The sequence below is a fragment of the Kitasatospora sp. NPDC050543 genome, assembly GCF_044457565.1.
Lineage (GTDB): Bacteria > Actinomycetota > Actinomycetes > Streptomycetales > Streptomycetaceae > Kitasatospora.
In genome coordinates this window covers 16,239-34,643 of sequence record NZ_JBITGZ010000020.1, presented here as the reverse complement: position 1 = coordinate 34,643, position 18,405 = coordinate 16,239, and the positions used below count along the sequence as shown (strand labels likewise).

Annotated in this window: 14 protein-coding genes and 1 riboswitch; of the genes, 5 read left to right on the top strand and 9 right to left on the bottom strand. The window is 72.8% G+C overall.

Annotation, left to right across the window (positions count from 1 at the left end; genetic code table 11):
* Nucleotides 1–25: 25 nt before the first annotated feature.
* The 3 genes from ACIBH3_RS23430 to ACIBH3_RS23420 all read right to left on the bottom strand — a co-directional run bounded on the left by ACIBH3_RS23430 (nucleotide 26) and on the right by ACIBH3_RS23420 (nucleotide 3,149).
* Nucleotides 26–1,540: an SPFH domain-containing protein gene (locus ACIBH3_RS23430; RefSeq protein ID WP_396314004.1), complete on the bottom strand. Its 1,515-nt coding sequence runs from the start codon at nucleotides 1,538–1,540 to the stop codon at nucleotides 26–28.
* A 199-nt stretch (nucleotides 1,541–1,739) separates the two neighbouring features.
* Nucleotides 1,740–1,946 carry a hypothetical protein gene (locus tag ACIBH3_RS23425; RefSeq protein ID WP_396314003.1) on the bottom strand — a complete coding sequence of 69 codons (207 nt, stop codon included), beginning with the start codon at nucleotides 1,944–1,946 and terminating at the stop codon, nucleotides 1,740–1,742.
* An 81-nt stretch (nucleotides 1,947–2,027) separates the two neighbouring features.
* Nucleotides 2,028–3,149 carry a hypothetical protein gene (locus ACIBH3_RS23420; RefSeq protein ID WP_396314002.1) on the bottom strand — a complete coding sequence of 374 codons (1,122 nt, stop codon included), beginning with the start codon at nucleotides 3,147–3,149 and terminating at the stop codon, nucleotides 2,028–2,030.
* A 248-nt stretch (nucleotides 3,150–3,397) separates the two neighbouring features.
* A riboswitch (TPP riboswitch) is annotated at nucleotides 3,398–3,533 on the top strand.
* Between ACIBH3_RS23420 and thiC the strand changes: the two genes are divergently transcribed.
* Nucleotides 3,529–5,337 (top strand): phosphomethylpyrimidine synthase ThiC, encoded by a 1,809-nt coding sequence (gene thiC, locus ACIBH3_RS23415; protein ID WP_396314001.1) that lies wholly within the window; start codon nucleotides 3,529–3,531, stop codon nucleotides 5,335–5,337. It overlaps the preceding riboswitch by 5 nt.
* A gap of 216 nt (nucleotides 5,338–5,553) precedes the next feature.
* Here thiC and ACIBH3_RS23410 read toward each other — a convergent pair whose 3' ends face one another.
* Nucleotides 5,554–7,143, bottom strand: coding sequence for an ice-binding family protein (locus tag ACIBH3_RS23410; RefSeq protein WP_396314000.1), 1,590 nt, complete (start codon nucleotides 7,141–7,143; stop codon nucleotides 5,554–5,556).
* A gap of 486 nt (nucleotides 7,144–7,629) precedes the next feature.
* Here ACIBH3_RS23410 and ACIBH3_RS23405 point away from each other — a divergent pair, with 486 nt between their 5' ends.
* Nucleotides 7,630–8,043, top strand: a complete 414-nt coding sequence (locus ACIBH3_RS23405) for a hypothetical protein (protein ID WP_396313999.1) — start codon at nucleotides 7,630–7,632, stop codon at nucleotides 8,041–8,043.
* Between the two features lie 199 nt (nucleotides 8,044–8,242).
* On the opposite strand, the gene ACIBH3_RS23400 is transcribed toward ACIBH3_RS23405, so the two are convergent.
* From ACIBH3_RS23400 to ACIBH3_RS23390, 3 genes are all read right to left on the bottom strand, one after another.
* Nucleotides 8,243–9,211 carry a hypothetical protein gene (locus ACIBH3_RS23400; protein WP_396313998.1) on the bottom strand — a complete coding sequence of 323 codons (969 nt, stop codon included), beginning with the start codon at nucleotides 9,209–9,211 and terminating at the stop codon, nucleotides 8,243–8,245.
* 220 nt (nucleotides 9,212–9,431) lie between these two features.
* Complete coding sequence (locus tag ACIBH3_RS23395; protein ID WP_396313997.1) at nucleotides 9,432–10,730, bottom strand: metallophosphoesterase; 1,299 nt, start codon at nucleotides 10,728–10,730, stop codon at nucleotides 9,432–9,434.
* Between the two features lie 123 nt (nucleotides 10,731–10,853).
* Nucleotides 10,854–12,011, bottom strand: a complete 1,158-nt coding sequence (locus ACIBH3_RS23390) for a LacI family DNA-binding transcriptional regulator (protein WP_396313996.1) — start codon at nucleotides 12,009–12,011, stop codon at nucleotides 10,854–10,856.
* Between the two features lie 361 nt (nucleotides 12,012–12,372).
* Between ACIBH3_RS23390 and hisC the strand changes: the two genes are divergently transcribed.
* On the top strand, nucleotides 12,373–13,473 hold the full coding sequence (gene hisC, locus ACIBH3_RS23385; RefSeq protein ID WP_396313995.1) for a histidinol-phosphate transaminase: 1,101 nt from the start codon (nucleotides 12,373–12,375) through the stop codon (nucleotides 13,471–13,473).
* 222 nt (nucleotides 13,474–13,695) lie between these two features.
* Here the strand turns inward: hisC and ACIBH3_RS23380 are convergent, their stop codons facing one another.
* Nucleotides 13,696–15,087, bottom strand: a complete 1,392-nt coding sequence (locus tag ACIBH3_RS23380; RefSeq protein ID WP_396313994.1) for a PLP-dependent aminotransferase family protein — start codon at nucleotides 15,085–15,087, stop codon at nucleotides 13,696–13,698.
* A 97-nt stretch (nucleotides 15,088–15,184) separates the two neighbouring features.
* Here ACIBH3_RS23380 and ACIBH3_RS23375 point away from each other — a divergent pair, with 97 nt between their 5' ends.
* Both ACIBH3_RS23375 and ACIBH3_RS23370 read left to right on the top strand, forming a co-directional pair.
* Nucleotides 15,185–15,949: a B3/4 domain-containing protein gene (locus ACIBH3_RS23375; RefSeq protein WP_396313993.1), complete on the top strand. Its 765-nt coding sequence runs from the start codon at nucleotides 15,185–15,187 to the stop codon at nucleotides 15,947–15,949.
* The gene (locus ACIBH3_RS23370; RefSeq protein ID WP_396313992.1) at nucleotides 15,946–16,239 is read left to right on the top strand and encodes a chorismate mutase; all 294 of its coding nucleotides are present in this window, start codon (nucleotides 15,946–15,948) and stop codon (nucleotides 16,237–16,239) included. The genes ACIBH3_RS23375 and ACIBH3_RS23370 overlap by 4 nt, the downstream gene beginning before the upstream one ends.
* A 93-nt stretch (nucleotides 16,240–16,332) precedes the next feature.
* On the opposite strand, the gene metG is transcribed toward ACIBH3_RS23370, so the two are convergent.
* Complete coding sequence (metG, locus tag ACIBH3_RS23365) at nucleotides 16,333–18,069, bottom strand: methionine--tRNA ligase (RefSeq protein ID WP_396313991.1); 1,737 nt, start codon at nucleotides 18,067–18,069, stop codon at nucleotides 16,333–16,335.
* Between the last annotated feature and the right edge of the window lie 336 nt (nucleotides 18,070–18,405).

Here is an 18,405-nt window from a genome sequence, read left to right as displayed (position 1 = left end):
GGGCCTCCCGCAGGTGCGGCGGCGGTCAGGCGTCCTGGACGGGGATGGCCTGCGCCCGGGGGCGGTCCGGGCCCGAGCCGTTCACGGCAGTGGCGGCAGCGGCAGCCGTACCGGTGCCGGCCGCGGTGCCGGCGCCGTCGGCGGCCGGCCCCGCGTTCATGCTGCCGAGCAGCTGGCGGGCCAGGCCGAGGCCGGTACCGCCCATGGTCAGTGCCTTGGCGAACATCTCGCCCATGCCCTCGGCGCCGTTGAGCAGCACCATGTGCTCGACGTTGCCGAACGCCTCGGCCCCGGCCCGGACGATCTCCGGCCAGTTCTCGGCGAGCTGCTGGGCGACCACGGCCTCCTGGTTCTCGGCCAGCGCCGCGGCCCGGGCCTTGATCGCCTCGGCCTCGGCCAGACCCAGCGCGCGGGCGGCCTCGGCTGCGGCCAGACCCTTGGCCTCGGCGGCCGCAGCCTCGGCCTGACCGGTCGCCCGGGTGGCCTCGGCGCTCGCCAGACCGCGGGCCTTGGTGGCCTCGGCCTCCGCGACCGCGGCGATCTTGACCCGGTTCGCCTCGGCGCCCGCCTTGAGTTCGGTCTCCTTGGCCTGCGCCTGCGCCGCGGAAATCCGGGCGTCACGGTCGGCCTCGGCCTTGGTACGGGTCTCGTACGCCCGGGCGTCGGCGGGCTTGCGGACGTCCGCCTGGAGCTGCTGCTCCTTGCGGTGCGCCTCCAGCTCGGCGACCTTGGTCTCCTGGACGACGACCTCCTGCCGGGCGGCCGCCTGCGCCAGTGGCCCGGCCTGCATCGCCCGGGCCGTCGCGGTCTCCATCTCGGCCTGGTAGCCGGCCTGCTGGATACCGCTGTTGCGGGTCGCCTCCGCCTTGCGGGCGAAGGCCTCCTGCTCGGCCTCGGTGGCCTGCCGGTCCGCCTCGGCCTGCGCGATACGGGCGTCGCGCATCACGGCGGCGGCGTGCGGGGCGGCCAGGTTCTGGATGTAGCCGGTCGGATCGAGGATCTCCTGGATCTGCAGCGAGTCGATGATCAGACCCAGCTTCTCCATCTCGCTGCCGGAGGCCGCCCGGGTCTCCCCGGTCAGCCGCTCCCGGTCGCGGATCATCTGCTCGACGGTCAACCCGCCGACGATGGAGCGCAGATGGCCGGCGAAGACGTTGTGCACCCGGTGGCCCATCATCTGCTGCTGGTCCAGGAAGCGCCGGGCGGCGTTGGCGATCGACACGCTGTCGTCGCCGACCTTGAAGATCACGACTCCCTTGACGTGCACGGGGATGCCCTGCGACGTCACGCACTCGACGTCCAGTTCGGCCTCGTTGAGGTCCAGCGAGAGCTTGCGGACCACCTGGACGCCGGGCATCACCAGCGTTCCCCGGCCGGTGACGATTCGAAAGCCCAACCCCTCGCCGACCCCTTCGGCGCGGTGCTTGGACCCGGAGATGATCAGCGCCTCGTTGGGCTCGGCGACCCGCCACATGAGCTTGAAGAGCACGATCAGGATGACGATGGAGGCGACTGCCGCCCCCGCGATGCCGATCAGCATCGGCGAATTCCCCCTTCAGGGCACACCGGCGATCCGTGGCTGCGCTCTGTTGTGCAGGATGGCGCGGAACCGGTGGCAGCACGAGATTCTGCGCCTGTTGCCGATCAGTTGGAAGGACATTTCGTCCTGACTTCGCGTCAGCGCGTCAAGACGGCGTCAAGATCGCCACCGGGCGGGCGGGCGGCAGGACTTCGGGGCGTCAACCCAGCGCGTGCGCGACGTACACCGTGCGCGGCGGCTGGTACTCCACCACGACCACCGGCGTGGCGACCGGCAGGGTCTCGCCGGGCACGGCCGGGTACGCCAGGAACGCCTCCGTCCCCTGCCGCTCGCGCACGTGCACCAGCACCTCGCCCACCAGTCCGGGGCCGACCGTCCCGGTGACCCGGCCTGTGAGTCCCACCATGCCGGTCAGTGTGCCATCCCGCAGCGGGAACGGGCGGTGCCCGTCCGCCGGATGACGAACGGGCGCCGGGCGGGCCCCGGGTCAGGACGAGGCGCGCCTCCTGCGCAGGTGGGCCACCAGGAGCGTGCCGAGACCGGCGGTCAGGGCGGCGCTGCCGCCGACCGCCATCGCGGTGGTGGAGCCGGAGCCGGTGTGGGCGAGCCCGTCGCCCTGGCCGCCGGCCTGGGCGAGGTTGCCGGTGCTCGGCGGAGCAGGGCTCGGCGGGACGGTCCGCGAGGCGGTGCTCGCCGAGGTGCTCGACGAACTCGTCGAGGTGCTCGCCGAGACGGGGCTCAGGGCGATGCCCGGCGAGGCGGACGAGGCGGCCGGGCGGGTGGCGCTCGGCGCGGGGAAGACGAAGTCGGCCGAGGTCGAGGGGGTGGGGCCCGGGGCCGTGGTGTCCAGCACGGTGAACTCGGCATGGGCATCCGCCGTGTAGATCGTGCAGTTGCCGGGCCCCGCCTCGGCGGCGCTCAGGTTGGCGGTGCTGAGCCAGACCAGGCTGACGTCCCCGCCCGCCCGGGAGCCGGAGGCGGTGAGGCGCAGAGCGAACGTCAGCACCTCGTCCTTGGCCAGCTGGTACGGCCTGGGCTTGCCCAGGTTCGTCGGACGTCGCTCGCCCAGCGGCATCGGACTCCACGCGCCGCCGGGCGGCTTGATCTCCATCGTGAGGTCGTCCTCCCAGGTGAGGGAGCGCGAGGAGTTCAGCACCAGGTAGGCGGAGAAGTCCGGCAGCGCGCGGCCGGAGGTGTTCCGGATGGTCAGGGTGGACTCCGCGGCCGGCCCGCCCTTCACCAGCCTGACGTTCTGCAGCCCGGTCCAGGAGGCATTGAGCGGGACCCGACCGTCCTGGTGGCAGGGCTGCCCGGTGGCGACGGCGGGTGTGGTGGCCGCCCCGCCGGTCGGGCCCGTGGCCGGGCCGCTCGGAGCAGGGGCGGACGTCGGAGCCGAGGCCGTACCGGTGGGCCCGGGGGCCGGCGTGGTGCTTCCGCTCGGGGCCGGGGCGGTGGCGCCCGCCGTGGTCGGGCCGGTCGGGCCGGCGGGGCTGGTCGGCACCGTGGTCGCGGTCGGGTCGGCGAGCGGGGCGGCGACTGCCATGCCCGTACCCATGCCGAGGCTCACGGTGATGGCCGCGGAGGCGGCGAGGAGGCGCGAGGCCCTCATGTCTGGTTCCCCTGGAGGTGATGCACGTGTTGGGTTGCATGCCACTCATGCACGTGAACACATGCGCGGGAGAGACTACTGCGTTGGGATCACGACCTCGCGGACGGGTACGCGCGCGGGTATGCGCGCGGGCACCGCCCGTGCAACCGCCGGGGTACCGGGCCGGCGGTGACCGTTGCCCGGACCCCCTCTGGACCGGCGCGGATGCTGCCGCTACGGTGTTGGACGTCTTGTTGCGGGCAAAACCGTCCGCACACAACGGGAGCTCGGAGCACCGGGCTGAGAGGGCGCTGAACGGTACGTCACCACACGTACCAGCGGCTGCGCCGACCGCAGGAACCTGGACCGGGTAATGCCGGCGTAGGGAGTAGAAGGTCTGATGACCACGTTTGATTCGCAGGAGAAGTCTGCCCGGCGCGCCGTCAGCAGCGCCGCCACCGGCTACCCGACCCCGGCCTGGCGCAAGGCCTACCGCGAGGGATCCCGCCCCGACCTGCGGGTGCCGTACCGCGAGGTCCTCCTCACCAACGGCGGGACCGTCCCGCTGTACGACACCTCCGGCCCGTACACCGACCCCGCGTACCAGCCCGACGTACGGCGCGGTCTGCCGGCGCTGCGCGACGCGTGGATCCGCCAGCGCGGGGACGTCGAGGAGTACGACGGCCGCGAGGCCCGCCCCGAGGACGACGGGATCAAGCACACCTCGCCGCGCGGCGGGGATCTGCGCAACCTCGACGCCGTCTTCCCCGGCCGCCCGCGCCGCCCGCTGCGGGGCCGCGGCGGGGTGGCGGTGACCCAGCTCGCGTACGCCAAGCGCGGGATCACCACGCCGGAGATGGAGTTCATCGCGCTGCGCGAGGGGCTCTCGCCGGACTACGTCCGGGCCGAGGTGGCCCGCGGGCGGGCGGTGATCCCGCTGAACGTGAACCACCCCGAGGTGGAGCCGGCGATCATCGGCACCAACTTCCTGGTGAAGATCAACGCCAACATCGGCAACTCGGCCGTCACCTCCTCGATCGAGGAGGAGGTGGAGAAGATGACCTGGGCCACCCGCTGGGGCGCCGACACGGTGATGGACCTCTCCACCGGCCGCAACATCCACACCACCCGCGAGTGGATCCTGCGCAACTCCCCCGTGCCGATCGGCACCGTGCCGCTCTACCAGGCGCTGGAGAAGGTGGACGGCAAGGCCGAGGAGCTGAGCTGGGAGGTCTACCGCGACACCGTCATCGAGCAGTGCGAGCAGGGCGTCGACTACATGACGGTCCACGCGGGCGTGCTGCTGCGGTACGTGCCGATGACCGCCCGCCGCAAGACCGGCATCGTCTCGCGCGGCGGCTCGATCATGGCGGCCTGGTGCCTGGCGCACCACCAGGAGAACTTCCTCTACACCAACTTCGAGGAGCTCTGCGACATCCTCGCCTCCTATGACGTCACCTTCTCGCTGGGCGACGGCCTGCGGCCCGGCTCGATCGCCGACGCCAACGACCAGGCGCAGTTCGCCGAGCTGGAGACGCTCGGGGAGCTCGGACGGATCGCGCGTGAGCGCGACGTCCAGGTGATGATCGAGGGCCCGGGCCACGTCCCGATGAACAAGATCAAGGAGAACATGGATCTCCAGAAGGAGATCTGCGACGAGGCGCCGTTCTACACCCTCGGCCCGCTGACCACCGACGTCGCGCCCGGCTACGACCACATCACCTCGGGCATCGGCGCGGCGATGATCGCCTGGTGGGGCACCGCGATGCTCTGCTACGTCACCCCCAAGGAGCACCTGGGCCTGCCCAACCGGGACGACGTGAAGACCGGCGTGATCACGTACAAGATCGCGGCGCACGCCGCCGACCTGGCCAAGGGCCACCCCGGCGCCCAGGAGTGGGACGACGCCCTTTCGGACGCCCGCTTCGAGTTCCGCTGGGAGGACCAGTTCAACCTGGCCCTCGACCCCGAGACGGCCCGCGAGTTCCACGACGAGACGCTGCCGGCGGAGCCCGCGAAGACCGCGCACTTCTGCTCGATGTGCGGGCCGAAGTTCTGCTCGATGAAGATCAGTCGATCCATCACAGAGCTCTACGGCGACAAGGCCGAGAACAACGAGTACGACGCCGAGGCCGTGGCTGGCATGCAGGCCAAGTCGGAGGAGTTCGCCGCCCAGGGCAACCGGGTCTACCTTCCGCTGGCGGACTGACCACCACCGACTGCACCGGCCCGCATCCCGAGGGCGGGTCGCGGGCCGGTGCGCTCAGGCGTTGTCAGACGTTCCGGGTGGTCACGATCGGCTCTGGCCAGCCCTCGACCGTCGCTGTGAGACTTGCCGACAGCACCGCGAGCGGTAGAGACCAGCTGCCGGCGACGTACTTCAACGGGGCCTCCTGTGCGTCGTCCTTGGTGTTCCCTGCCGGGGTTAGTGCCGTCGGCGGGCTGCGGCTCGTCCGCTTCGCCTCACGAGGATGACAAGTCCACCGCCCAGGGCGATGGCTACCGTCGAGCCGACCACGATGCCGATCGATCCGCCCGGGCCGGTGGCGGCGAGTGCCTGCCCCGACTCCTTCGGGTGCTGAGCGGCACCGCCCGGAACCTTGCCGCCCTGGTCGTGACCGCCCGGCACGTTGCCGTGGTTGCCCTGGCCGTTCCCATGATCACCTTGCTCGTGACCGCCGTGCCCCTCGCCGCCGTGACCGCCTGGAGACTGGGGTGGCCCTGCGGGCCCCGCCGGGCCTGCGGGCCCCGCCGGGCCTGCGGGCCCCGCCGGCCCAGCGGGTCCGGGGGCGCCGGGTGAGCCGTTGGCACCGGGGAGTCCGTTGGCGCCGGGTGAGCCGTTGGCACCGGGAAGTCCGGGGGCGCCGGGTGAGCCGTTGGCACCGGGGAGTCCGTTGGCGCCGGGTGAGCCGTTGGCGCCAGGAGCTCCAGGGGCGCCATTAGGCCCCGCGGCGCCCGGAGAGCCAGGCGCACCTGGCACGCCAGGCGCGCCATTGGGACCAGGCGCGCCAGGAGCACCCGGAGCACCAGGAGCACCGTTGGGGCCGGGGGCACCCGGGGAACCAGGCGCGCCGGGAACGCCGGAAGCACCGTTGGGACCGGGCGCACCTGGAGCACCGGGAGAGCCGGCCGGACCGGGAGCGCCGTTGGGACCGGGCGCACCGGGAGAGCCGGCCGGGCCGGCGGGCCCACTGGGACCGGCAGGACCGCTCGGGCCCGCCGGTCCGCTCGGTCCGGGCGGTCCAGGCGGGCCGACGGTGCAGGCCGCCCTCGTGATGGTGTTGTCGTCCAGCGTGACGGCCCCCGTGCGAGCCAGGGCACGGCCTTCGATCACCGAGGCGTGGTTCACCGTGATGGACGCGAGGGCCAGGATGTTGCCCTTGAAGAAGGAGTTGACGTCGATGGTCGCGGAGCTTCCCACCTGCCAGAACACGTTGCAGGCCTGCGCCCCGTTGACCAGGCTGACGACGCTCGACGGGGCGGTGATCAGGGTGGAGGCGATCTGGAAGATGAAGACGGCGCTTGGATCACCCAGGGCGTCGAGAGTGACCGTCCCGGTGAGGTTCAGCGACGACGTCGCCTTGTAGACGCCGGGCGTCAGCGTCAGTCCGCCGATGTCGCCCGGAGATGTCAGGCTGGCCGTGGGGGCCCGGCCTGCGGCGTCGTTGTAGGCGATGACCAGGTCGGACTGAGCCTGTGCGGCCTGTGCGTCGTTGACGTGCTGAAATCCGTTGACGATCCCGGGCGGAAAGCCCGTCACGCTGGTGCCCGGACTGAGGCCCAGGTCCCCGTTGATCACACTGGGGCCGGTGTTGGTGACTGTTGAGGCGCCCAGGACTGCGTAGCTGGTGTCGGTCCCCAGCGTCACCGGCGCCGGTGCGGCGTGCGCAGGGCTCGCGACCAGACCCGCTGTCGCAAGCAACGTCAGTCCGGACAGCAGGACGAGTGTCCCCGTGAGTCGGGAGCGTCTGCGCCCTCTCTCAGGTGGGGCGGGCGAAATGGCATCGACTGCCATAGGACAGGACCCTTTCTTGTCGCCGTTTAGCTCCGTCACTCGGAAAGAGGATTCGGAGCGCCGATGGTGAGTTCTGGTCGGACCACAAGCCCTCGTACACGCGCCAGGGCGCCGTGGGCGTCACCCCCAGGAGGGGCCGCGGAGCGGCAGCCAGTCAGGGATGGTGATGCACCGTCACCAACTCGGTACACCGTGCAACAACAACATAGAAAGGAAAGAATGGTAAGGATGCAAACAGGTGACGCTCTGGCGCCAACGGGGCATGCTTCCCGCGCTCCGGCGTGTCGTTTGCCTGCGTACTCAATGCCGCGTACAGGGCCGTCGGCTTCAGTCTCGGTCGGCTCCCTCGGGTCCGGCCATGCCGACGGAACCCGGCTTGGCCTTCGGCGGAGCCCGTCAATCCGACCGCCACCGCAACCCTCCCCGAGCCGCCGCTCACGCCTTAGCAGTACCGCTCTTCCTCATGGCCGCGTCCAGGGTGGTGAAGTGACGTATCGCCCGGTGGACGGATTCGTTGGCCCGAATATGAACGACCCAACGAATTCGCAGGGCGGGCTGCTCGCGGCACCCGAAGGCAACGCCGGCACTGTGGTCGAACGCTGTCGCGTCGCCGGTGGCCTGCTCAGAGTCACGCTCGGGGAGCTGCGCGAGGAACTCGGGTATCGGAGGCTCGGCAAGTACGTCCTGGACGAAGTGGCCGAGAGTCTGACAGCGGAGGGGCTTGGATGGTTTCCGGCCTGGCGGCTGTCACCGAGGGCGAACGGTGAACCGCGCAAGGAGCACGAGGTGTGGGTGTTCCTCCGGGACGACGGTCTGCGGTGCCAAGTCATCGAAGCCATCCGGACCCCCGGCGGTTTCGACGTCCCCGGCGTCCTGAACGGTCTGCTCGCCGACCGGTAACCGGGTCTACCTGCCGCTGGCAGACTGACCCGCATACCAACGAGGCGCTGTCCTGGGAGTCCGGAGGGGGGTCTCCCAGGGCAGCGCCTCGTCATCTGCCGGGGCCGTGTGCTCTTCCGGCCCGGTCTCGTGGTCGGCGCGTGGCGCGCTGCGCCGGGGCGGGGGCTGCGGCCGGCCGTGCTGGGTCTTCGGCGCCGGGTCAGACGTCGTCGGGGCTGGTGAAGGACGGTGGGCTGTAGCCGGGGCTGCTGAAATCGGCGGTGCGGGGGGTGCGGCCATCGGGGTCGGTGACGCCCTCGACGCCCGGGCTGGTGAAGCCGGGGCTGCTGTAGCCCGCGCTGCTGTAGCCGGGGCTGGTGAAGTCCGGTGGGGTGCTGGGCTCCCGGGCCTCGCGTGGTTCGGTGGTCTCCTCGGTGGCCGGCCGGGGGGCCGGGGGGTGCGGGGGCAGGGCGGGTTCGGAGTCCAGGTTGGCGCGCAGGTAGGGCAGGAGGGCGCGTTCGCGCAGCGCGAGCTGCCACGCGCGCCGGGCGTCGGCGACCTCCGCGTGCAGGTCCGGGTCGGCGCCGTCGGGGGTGGCGGAGCTGTCCCGCAGGGCGGTGAGCAGCAGCCCGATGATGCCGATCACCATGGCCGCGGTGCCGATCGCCAGCGCCAGCCAGCCGGCCGTGAGCAGTGAGCGGCCGAGCACCAGCCGGGGAGCGGCGGCCCGCAGGACGTAGCCGATCAGCAGGAAGACGACCGCCGCCGCTCCGGCGAGGATCGGGGCCAGGACGACCAGTACGGGGAGGAGCCCGGCGCCGTCCTCGGAGCGCAGCTGGGCGGCCAGCTCCCCGAGCGTCTGCCCGCCGCCGCGTGCGCCGGCCCGGCGCACGGCCGGCCGGTGGTCGGGCGCGGGGGCGGGTGGTGGCTGCTCGCCGGTGTCGCGCAGGTTCGCGCGCAGCCGGGTGTAGTGCTCGTACTCGGCGGCCGCGCCGGCCGCCACCTCGTTCGCGGCGAGCAGCGTCTTGGTGCGCAGCTGCTCGCTGGTGAGCCGCGGGCCGGTGTCGGTGGTGGCCTCGCCGCCCGGTGGATGCAGCGCTGCCTGGATGGTGCCGTCGCGCAGCGTGTCGTCGAGGAGGCGCTCGAAGTCCGGGCGGTCCTCGGCGAGCAGGTGCGGGGCGTTGTTCATGAGGTCCCCGTTCGCTCCGTCACGGAGGTGGACTGCCACGCGGGCGGCCCGGCGGACGGGGCCGGGGCGGCCTGGTGTGGTGTGCCTCGATGGTAGGGGCGGGTGCGGGAGTACTGACAGTCGGTTTCCGGAATTTCAGCGTCGGCAGGGTAGTTCAGCGCCGAGAACGGGCCTTCAGGTGAGTGTTCAGGGGCGTTCCGGCAGCTGTCCTGGCGGATGGTCAGTTGACGGGCAGTCGGGCGATCAGCAGGCGGCCCTCCATGGTGACGCCGCCGTCCATGGCGATGGCGAGGTCGTCCGCGTACACGTAGGGCCCCGGGATGTGCGGGGGCGCGCCGTCCTCGGCGTGCGCCGTGCCGGTGAGGTACGGGATGGGGCTGTGGCCGTGCACGATGCGCTGTCCGCCGTAGGCGCCCAGCAGCTCGTGGACGGCCACCGGGCCGCCCTCGCCGCGGAAGGCGAACCGCTTGGTGAAGCGGCGGAAGGCGTCCCACCACTCGTCGGCGCCCTCGTCGGCGAGCAGGTCGTGGACGGCGTCGTTCACCGCCGCGATGGACTCGCCGTACTCCAGGTAGGCGGTGGTGTCGGAGTGCAGCAGCAGGTGGCCGTCCTCCAGTGCGATGGCGGGCAGCCGCGACAGCCAGCTGACGTGGTGCGCCTCCAGCCGTTCCAGGTCGTGCTGCTGGCCGCCGTTGAGCCGCCAGGCGGCCAGGAAGGAGGCGGTGCCGGCGGTGGACTGGACGGGCTCGTCGCCGTACCGGTGGGCGCCGAGGAAGAGCAGTTCGTGATTGCCCATCAGGGCGCGGCAGTAGCCGCCGGCCGCGGCTGCCTCGGCGGCGAGCTGCATGACGAGGTCGATGACGCCGATGCCGTCGGGGCCGCGGTCGGTGAAGTCGCCGAGGAACCAGATCCGGGAGCGGCCGGCCGACCAGTGCCGGTCGGCGTCGATCAGGCCCTGGTGCTGGAGCTCGGCGACCAGCTCGTCGAGGTAGCCGTGCACGTCGCCGACCACGTACAGCGGGCCGGGCGGGGCGCCTGGCTCGGGCGGCGGGTACGGGGTGGAGTACGGGAGGTCGTCCTCGCTGAGCGGCGGGCCGAGCTCGATGGTCGGCGGGTCCTCGTGGTGCAGCACCCGGCCGTGGTCCTGGCCGTGGTCCTGGCCGTGCTCCTGGACCTGGCCGTGGACCTGGAGGTGCTCCTGGAGCTGGAGGTGGTCCTGGATCTGCGGCCGGCCGTGGTCGTGGAGCGCGGCGTGGTCGGCGAGCTGGAGGTGCTCCTGGCCGTGCGGCGGCTGTTGTTGCGGGTGTTGCGGGTGTTGCTGGTGCGCGGCCGGCCAGTGCTGTTCCAGGTAGCGGGCGCCGCCGTAGCCGCTGTACGTCTCGCCGTAGCCGTCGGCGCCGTAACCCGGGGCCTCGGCTGGCTCGTAGTAGGAGCCGTAGGGCAGCACGTCGAGGTCCGGCTGGTGGCGGGGGCCTGAGTCCGACTGTTCAGGCCCGGGGAAGCGGTCCTCGGGTGTCATTCGCCCATCATAGGAAGACCACTCTCCCGGCGTCCTCACCTGGTGGGTATCCAATCCTCCGGAGCGTCAGCCGGGCGGCACATCAGGTCCGTTTTGTCCCGGGCTGGGATGAGCTGAATCGGTCTAGACCTCGCCCGGTGGGCGGGGCGGACTGATGGTGGTGCGCGGGCTGCGGCGCTGGGACGAGGCCCGGATGATCAACTCGGTGGGCATCAGCGTGCCCGGCGGCGGGCCCGTCCCGGCGGTGCGGTAGCGCGGCGGGAAGAGCCGCCCGAGGTCCACCCCGGTGCCCGAGTCGACTCCCTCGATGGCGTCGATGAGCAGGTTGACCACGGTGGTGCCGATCCGGCGCGGCTTGAGCGACAGGGTGGTGATCGGCGGTTCGGTGCCGGCGTACACATCGCTCTCGGAGCAGCAGACCAGCAGCAGGTCGTCGGGCACCCGCAGCCCGTAGCGGCGGGCGGCGGCGAGCAGGTCGGTGCCGTTGGGGTCGAAGAGGCCGTACACCGCGTCCGGCCGGTCCGGGCGGGCGAGCAGCCGGTCGGCGGCGAGGGCGCCGGCGGCCGGGTCGTGGGCGGGGTAGGCCTCGTACACCGGCTCCTGGCCGACCCGGTCGCACCAGCCGAGGTAGGCCTCGGTGGAGAGCCGGGTGTAGGTGTCGGTGCTGGTGCCGGTGAGCAGGCCGATCCGGCGCGCGCCGGCCTCGGAGAGGTGGTCGAGGATGCCGAGCACGGCCGCCTCGTGGTCGTTGTCGACCCAGGCGGTGACCGGGCAGTTGCCCGGTTTGCCGTCGCTGACGACCGGCACGCCGGACCGGTAGAGCTCGCTGACCAGCGGGTCCTGGTCGGGCGGGTCGATCACCACGGTGCCGTCCAGGGCGATGTTGCTCCAGACGTCGTGCCGGGAGGAGGCGGGCAGCACCACCAGGGCGTAGCCGCGCCCGAGCGCGGCGCTGGTGGCGGCGCGGGCCATCTCGGCGAAGTAGGCGAACTCGGTGAAGGTGAAGGGTTCCTCGCCGTAGGTGGTGACGGTCAGTCCGATCAGTCCTGACCGGCCGGTGCGCAGGGTGCGGGCGGCGGCCGAGGGGCGGTAGCCGAGGCGCTCGGCGACCTCGCGTACCCGGCTTCTGGTCTCGTCGGGCAGGCGGCCCTTACCGTTCAGCGCGTCGGAGACCGTGGTGATCGACACTCCGGCGGCTGCTGCCACATCCCGGATGCCGGCCCGCTCCAGACGCCGTGAGGTGGTGGGTCGCCGACCGCTCTGGTTGGCTGCTGCTGTCATGGCGGACCGATCGTATGGCGCATCGCACAGCTCTGTGACCGGGGGCGACAAAGGTGGAGAAGATACGTTTCTCCATGAACGTGGCGGCTCCGAGCCCTTCGATACCCGCCTGAAATCGGCCGTCTTACCTCTGACATGTGCCATAGGAACCCGGCAGAATGGCTGATCTGCACCCATAACCCGGCCGGGCATGTCACTCCTACGGGTGAGGGCGGTCGGTATCGTTCAAGGCACCCGACCGGGGAGGTACGGGTGCCTACCGAGGGCTCCGTGCCACGGCGATCCCGTGCGTACGGAGACCAACAGCAGCGCATGCGGCCGAGCGCCGGCACAGCAGCGCGCGGACCACAGCGCAGAGCACATGAAGGAGACGACCGTGAGCGGTACGGCAGCGCAGGGCCCCCGACTGAGGCCGACCCTGGACGGCATCCCGACCTACAAGCCGGGCAAGCCGGCCGGTGCCGACGCCTACAAGCTGTCCTCCAACGAGAACCCGTACGAGCCGCTGCCCGGCGTGCTCGACGCGGCGGTCGCGGCGGCCGGCTCGTTCAACCGGTACCCCGACATGGCGGTCTCCGAGCTGACCGCAGAGCTCGCGCAGCGCTTCGGCGTGCCCGCCGAGCACATCGCCACCGGCACGGGCTCGGTCGGCGTCGCGCAGTCGCTGATCCTCGCCACGGCGGGCCCGGGCGACGAGGTGATCTTCGCCTGGCGCTCCTTCGAGGCCTACCCGATCATCACCCAGGTCGCCGGTGCGACGCCCGTCCCGGTGCCGCTCACGGCCACCGAGGACCACGACCTCGACGCGATGCTCGCCGCGATCACCGAGCGGACCCGGCTGATCTTCGTCTGCAACCCCAACAACCCCACCGGCAACGCCATCCACCGGGCCGAGCTGGAGCGCTTCCTGGACGCGGTGCCGTCCGACATCCTGGTCGTCGTCGACGAGGCGTACATCGAGTTCATCCGGGACCCCGAGGTCCCCAACGGTATCGAGCTCTACCGTGAGCGCCCGAACGTGTGCGTGCTGCGCACCTTCTCCAAGGCGTACGGGCTGGCGGGCCTGCGGGTGGGCTTCGCCATCGCGCACGAGCCGGTCGCCACCGCGCTTCGCAAGACCGCCGTGCCGTTCGGCGTCAGCCAGCTCGCCCAGGACGCGGCGGTCGCCTCGCTGCGCGCCGAGGACGCGCTGCTGGTCCGGGTCGAGGCGCTGGTCGAGGAGCGCGCCCGGGTCGCCGCCGCGCTCACCGCCCAGGGCTGGACGATCACCGACTCGCAGGCCAACTTCGTCTGGCTGCGCCTGGGCGAGCGGACCCTGGACTTCGCCGCCGCCTGCGCCGCCGCGGGCGTCATCGTCCGGCCGTTCGCGGGCGAGGGCGTGCGGGTCTCGATCGGCGAGGTGGCCGGTAACGACATCTTCCTGTCGACGGCCGAGGCGTTCCGCAAGGAGCTGGAAGGCTGACCCGAGGGGGAGGGCTGACGGGCCCGGACCCGCTGCCCGAACCCGGTCGGAGGGGCGCATCGCTGCGGCGGTGCGCCCCTTGGGCGCTCAGGCGGCCCCGGCGCCCCGGACATCCCACGGCGCTCCTCCCGACACCGGCGCAGCGCCGAACGGCCCCGACCAGCGCCGAACGGCCCCAGCAGCCCGACCAGAGCCGAGCAGCCCCGACCGGCGCCCAGCTGCTCAGAGCCGCCGGCAGAGGTCCGCCAGCACCGCCAGCGCCTGGGTCAGCGCGGACGGCGGCGGCCCGGCGTAGTTGAGCACCAGACCCGGCGGCCCGGGGGTCATCGCGTAGTGGGAGGCGCCCCGGAGCAGCACCGAGCCGCGGGCGGCCGCGGTGACCAGGGCGTTCTCGTCGGCGCCCGCCGGCAGCCGGACGTAGGCCTGGAGTCCGCCGTCCAGCCCGGACAGCGAGATGCCGGGCACGGGCCCGAGGGCGCCGTGCAGCTGGCCGCGCCGGTTGGAGAGGTCGCGCCGCAGGCGGCGCAGGTGGCGGTCCAGGGCGCCGGTGTCGATGAAATGGGCCAGCGTGAGCTGGTCCAGGCCCGGGCAGCCGATGTCCAGGCCGGCCCGGAACGCCTCCAGCTCCGCCATCAGCACGGGCGGCCCGGCCAGCCAGCCCAGCCTGAGCGAGGGCGCCAGCACCTTGCTGACCGTGCCGGCGTGCACCACCCGGTCGGGGGCGAGGGCCTGGAGGGCAGGGCGGGCGCGGCCGGCCGGCAGGAACGCACCGTCGAAGTCGTCCTCGATGACGTACCCGTCCACCTGCCGGGCCCAGTCCGCCAGCAGCGCGCGGCGTTCGGGGGCGAGCGGGACGCCGGTGGGGAAGTGGTTGCCCGGGGTGGCCAGCACCGCCCGGACCTCGCTGCGGGCCAGCTCCTCGACCCGCAGGCCCTGCCCGTCCACCGGCACGGCGACCACCTCCAGGCCCGCCCTGGCGATGAACTCGCGTTCGCCCGGGTGGCCCGGGTCCTCCACCGCGATCCGGGTGATGCCGCGGGCCCGCAGCACCTGGCAGAGCATCGCCAGGCCCTGCGCGAAGCCCGCGGTGACCATCACGTTCTCCGCCGTGGTCCGGACCCCGCGTACCCGGCCGAGGTACCCCGCCAGGACCTCGCGCAGCTCGGGCAGCCCGGCCGGCGGCCCGTACCCGAAGGCGTCCGTGCTGGACTGCCTGACCACCGCGGCCGCGCTGCGCAGCCACTCCTGCCGGGGGAAGCTGCGCACCACGCCGTTGCCCGTCCGCAGGTCGCAGACCCCGGCCGCGGCCGGGCCGTCCACGGGCGCGAGCATCGACCGTACGGGCGCGCGCAGGGCCGGGCCGCGCCCCTCGGCCACCACGCTGCCCGAGCCGCGCCGAGTCAGCAGGTAGCCCTCGGCGGTCAGTTGCTCGTACGCCTCGACCAGGACGCTGCGCGACACCGCGAGGTCGGCGGCGAGCTGACGGCTGGACGGCAGCCTGGTACCCGGCTTCAGCGTGCCGTCCTCGACGGCGGCCCGGATCGCCTCGCGGACCTGCGCGGAGAGCGGGCGGCGCAGGGAGCGGTCGAGGGTGAGCGCGAGCTGCCGGGCCAAGTGGACTGCCTCGCTGGTCGGGAAGTGGTGTGGGTGGTCAATCCTCGCACCTGGTGGAGTGGTTCACGTTGTCCCAGGACCGGTCGAACGGAGCACCATGAGCCTGCACGTCGAGATCTCACCCGAGGTCTTCGCCGCCGCCCCCGACTATCTGCTCGCACTGGTCGCGGTGCCGGCGATCGAGGTCCGCGACGCCGACTCCGGGGTGGAGGCGCTGCTCACCGCGGCCGAGGACCGGCTGCACGCGGCCGGCCTGGACCGTCCCGGGGTGGCCGCGCTGCCGCAGATCGCCGCCTGGCGCGCCGCCTACCAGGCCGTGGGGATCAGTGCCTCGCGCTTCCCGTGCGCGGCCGAGTCGGTGCTGCGGCGGGTGGCCAAGGGTGGGCGGCTGCCGCGGATCAACACCCTGGTGGACCTCTGCAACGCGCTGTCGCTGGAGAGCCGGCTGCCGGTCGCCGCGTTCTCGCTGGAGCACGTGGGTCCGGCGCTGACGATCCGTCGGGCCACGGGCGGCGAGCCGTTCGCGCCGCTCGGCGGCGGGGGAGTGACCGAGCCGGTGGAGTCGGGCGAGGTGATCTACGCGGACGGTGAGGGGCGGGCGCACTCCCGGCGCTGGAACTGGCGCCAGGGTGACCTGGCGAAGACCCTGGCCGGTGAGCGCCGCCTGCTGCTGACCGTGGAGTCGGCCCACCCGGGCGGGCCGGCCGAGGTGGAGCCGGCCGTGCGGCGGCTGGCGGCCGAGGTGGCCCGGTTGACCGGGGCGGCCGGGTCCGCCGGGTCGGTCGGCGAGCCGGTGCTGCTGTCGGCGCAGCGTCCGGGCGTCCGGGTGTTCTCGGACGCCGTCCCGGCGGGTGCGCGGTGAGCGGGCTCCACCCCCGGGTCGGTGAGCTGCGGGTGCGGATCGACGCGCTGGACGAGCAGATCGTCCGGCTGCTGGCCGAGCGGTACGAGATCGTCCGGGAGGTGGCGCGCTTCAAGCCCGATGCGGCGGCGGTCCGGGCTCCGGACCGGGTGGGCGAGGTGATCGGCCGGGTCCGCGCCCAGGCCGAGCGGCACGGCCTGCCGCCGGCTCTGGCCGAGCGGTGCTACCGGTTGCTGATCGAGGAGTTCACCGCGCTGGAACTCGCGCGGCAGGCCGAGCCGCAGCGGTGAGCCGGCCAGCGGATCGCCCCACCGAGCCCCCGCCGGGAGCTCCCCCGGCGCCGCGGACGGGCGGTGCCGGGGGAGCGTACGAGGCCGGGCCGGTCAGGCGGCGTCCGGGTCGCCGCCGAAGCGGGTGCGGTACGCGTCCAGATCCTCGTCCGTGATCTTGGCGAAGAGCACCGGCGGGACGGTGAAGCCGACACCGGCCGTGACGAACTCCAGTGCCCTGGCCCGCTCGGGGCTCACCCAGGCCAGGCCGCGCGCCGGGGCCTGCTGGTCGAGTGCGAACGCCTCCCGCATCGCCCGGGCGGTGGCCGGGATGAAGGGCTCCGAGACCACCGAGTAGACGTAGATCAGGTTCATCGCGGTGCGCAGGGTCAGCGCCGCGCCCTCCGGGTCGGTCTTCACCTGCATCCAGGGCGCCTTCTCCTCCAGGTAGGAGTTGCCGGCGCTCCACAGCGCGCGCAGCGCCTGCGCGGCCTTGCGGAAGTTGACGGCCTCCAGCTGCCTCTCGTACTCGGCGAGCAGCTCGGCGATCTGGCCGCCGAGGCGCTCCTCCGCCGCACCCGGGGTGCCGCCGGCCGGGACGTCGTCGCCGAACCGCTTGCGGCTGAAGGACAGCACGCGGTTGACGAAGTTGCCGAGGGTGTCGGCGAGGTCCTTGTTGACGGTGGTGGCGAACAGCTCCCAGGTGAAGCTGGAGTCATCGGACTCGGGGGCGTTGGCGATCAGGAAGTAGCGCCAGTAGTCGGCCGGGAGGATCTCCAGAGCGGCGTCGGTGAAGATGCCGCGGCGCTGGCTGGTGGAGAACTTGCCGCCGTAGTAGGTGAGCCAGTTGAAGGCCTTGACGTAGTCGACCTTCTTCCAGGGCCGGCCGGAGCCGATGATCGTGGCGGGGAACATCACCGTGTGGAACGGGACGTTGTCCTTGGCCATGAACTGGGTGTAGCGCACGTCGGCGGCCTCGTACCACCAGGACTTCCAGTCCCGGACCTCGCCGGCCGGGGCCGCGTCCGCCCACTCCTTGGTGGCGCCGATGTACTCGATCGGGGCGTCGAACCAGACGTAGAAGACCTTGCCCTCGGCTGCCAGCTCCGGCCAGACGTCGGCGGGGACGGGCACCCCCCACTCCAGGTCGCGGGTGATCGAGCGGTCGTGCAGACCCTCGGTGAGCCACTTGCGGGCGATGGAGGAGGCCAGCACCGGCCAGTGGTCGCCGTTGGCCTCGATCCAGCGCTCGACCTCGTCGGTCAGCCGGGACTGCAGCAGGAAGAGGTGCTTGGTCTCGCGCACCTCCAGGTCGGAGCTGCCGCTGATGGCCGACCGGGCGTCGATCAGGTCGGTGGGGTCGAGCACCCGGGTGCAGTTCTCGCACTGGTCGCCGCGGGCCTTGTCGTAGCCGCAGTGCGGGCAGGTGCCGACGATGTAGCGGTCGGGCAGGAAGCGCTCGTCGGTGATCGAGTACACCTGGCGGATCGCGCGCTCCTCGATGAAGCCGCCGCGGTGCAGCTCGCGGGCGATCTCCTGGGTGATCTCGCGGTTCTGCGGGGAGGAGCTGCGGCCGAAGTGGTCGAAGGACAGCTCGTAGCCGTCGTACACGGCCTTCTGCAGGTCGTGCGCCGCGGCGCAGAAGTCGGCGACCGGCAGCCCGGCCTCCTTGGCCGCCAGTTCGGCGGGGGTGCCGTGCTCGTCGGTGGCGCAGATGAAGAGCACCTCGTGGCCGCGCCGGCGCAGGTAGCGCGAGTAGACGTCCGCGGGGAGCATCGAGCCGACCATGTTCCCCAGGTGCTTGATCCCGTTGATGTAGGGCAGGGCGCTGGTGATCAGGTGTCGGGACATCCTCGGACGCTCCAAATTCCGGTGTTCGAGCTGGGCCGCGCCCGGCCCGCCGTCGGAGCCGGCAGCCGGGGCCGCCGCCGCACAGAACACGGTCTACTGCGGGCAAGTGCAGCGTACCGAACCGGGCACCGGCCGCTCGCCCCATTTCCGCCGCACTTCCCGCGTCCCGCGGGCCCCACCGGCCCCGCCCGCCCCGTTGCCGACGCCACCGGGCGCGGCGCGGGGGGGGGGGGGGCCCCGGCCGCCCCCCCCCCCCCCGCCGCCACCCGCCCCCCCCCCCCCCCCCCCCCGCCCGGGGCCCCCCCGCCCCCCCCCGGGGGGGGGCGGAGAACGCGG

Bases quoted from the DNA above. Each gene is read 5' to 3' on its own strand.
- ACIBH3_RS23410 (WP_396314000.1), bottom strand. From the start codon at position 7,143: ATGGCAGTCGATGCCATTTCGCCCGCCCCACCTGAGAGAGGGCGCAGA.
- ACIBH3_RS23430 (WP_396314004.1), bottom strand. From the start codon at position 1,540: ATGCTGATCGGCATCGCGGGGGCGGCAGTCGCCTCCATCGTCATCCTG.
- ACIBH3_RS23395 (WP_396313997.1), bottom strand. From the start codon at position 10,730: ATGACACCCGAGGACCGCTTCCCCGGGCCTGAACAGTCGGACTCAGGC.
- ACIBH3_RS23425 (WP_396314003.1), bottom strand. From the start codon at position 1,946: ATGGTGGGACTCACAGGCCGGGTCACCGGGACGGTCGGCCCCGGACTG.
- ACIBH3_RS23390 (WP_396313996.1), bottom strand. From the start codon at position 12,011: ATGACAGCAGCAGCCAACCAGAGCGGTCGGCGACCCACCACCTCACGG.
- hisC (WP_396313995.1), top strand. From the start codon at position 12,373: ATGAAGGAGACGACCGTGAGCGGTACGGCAGCGCAGGGCCCCCGACTG.
- thiC (WP_396314001.1), top strand. From the start codon at position 3,529: ATGACCACGTTTGATTCGCAGGAGAAGTCTGCCCGGCGCGCCGTCAGC.
- ACIBH3_RS23400 (WP_396313998.1), bottom strand. From the start codon at position 9,211: ATGAACAACGCCCCGCACCTGCTCGCCGAGGACCGCCCGGACTTCGAG.
- metG (WP_396313991.1), bottom strand. From the start codon at position 18,069: ATGTCCCGACACCTGATCACCAGCGCCCTGCCCTACATCAACGGGATC.
- ACIBH3_RS23420 (WP_396314002.1), bottom strand. From the start codon at position 3,149: ATGAGGGCCTCGCGCCTCCTCGCCGCCTCCGCGGCCATCACCGTGAGC.
- ACIBH3_RS23375 (WP_396313993.1), top strand. From the start codon at position 15,185: ATGAGCCTGCACGTCGAGATCTCACCCGAGGTCTTCGCCGCCGCCCCC.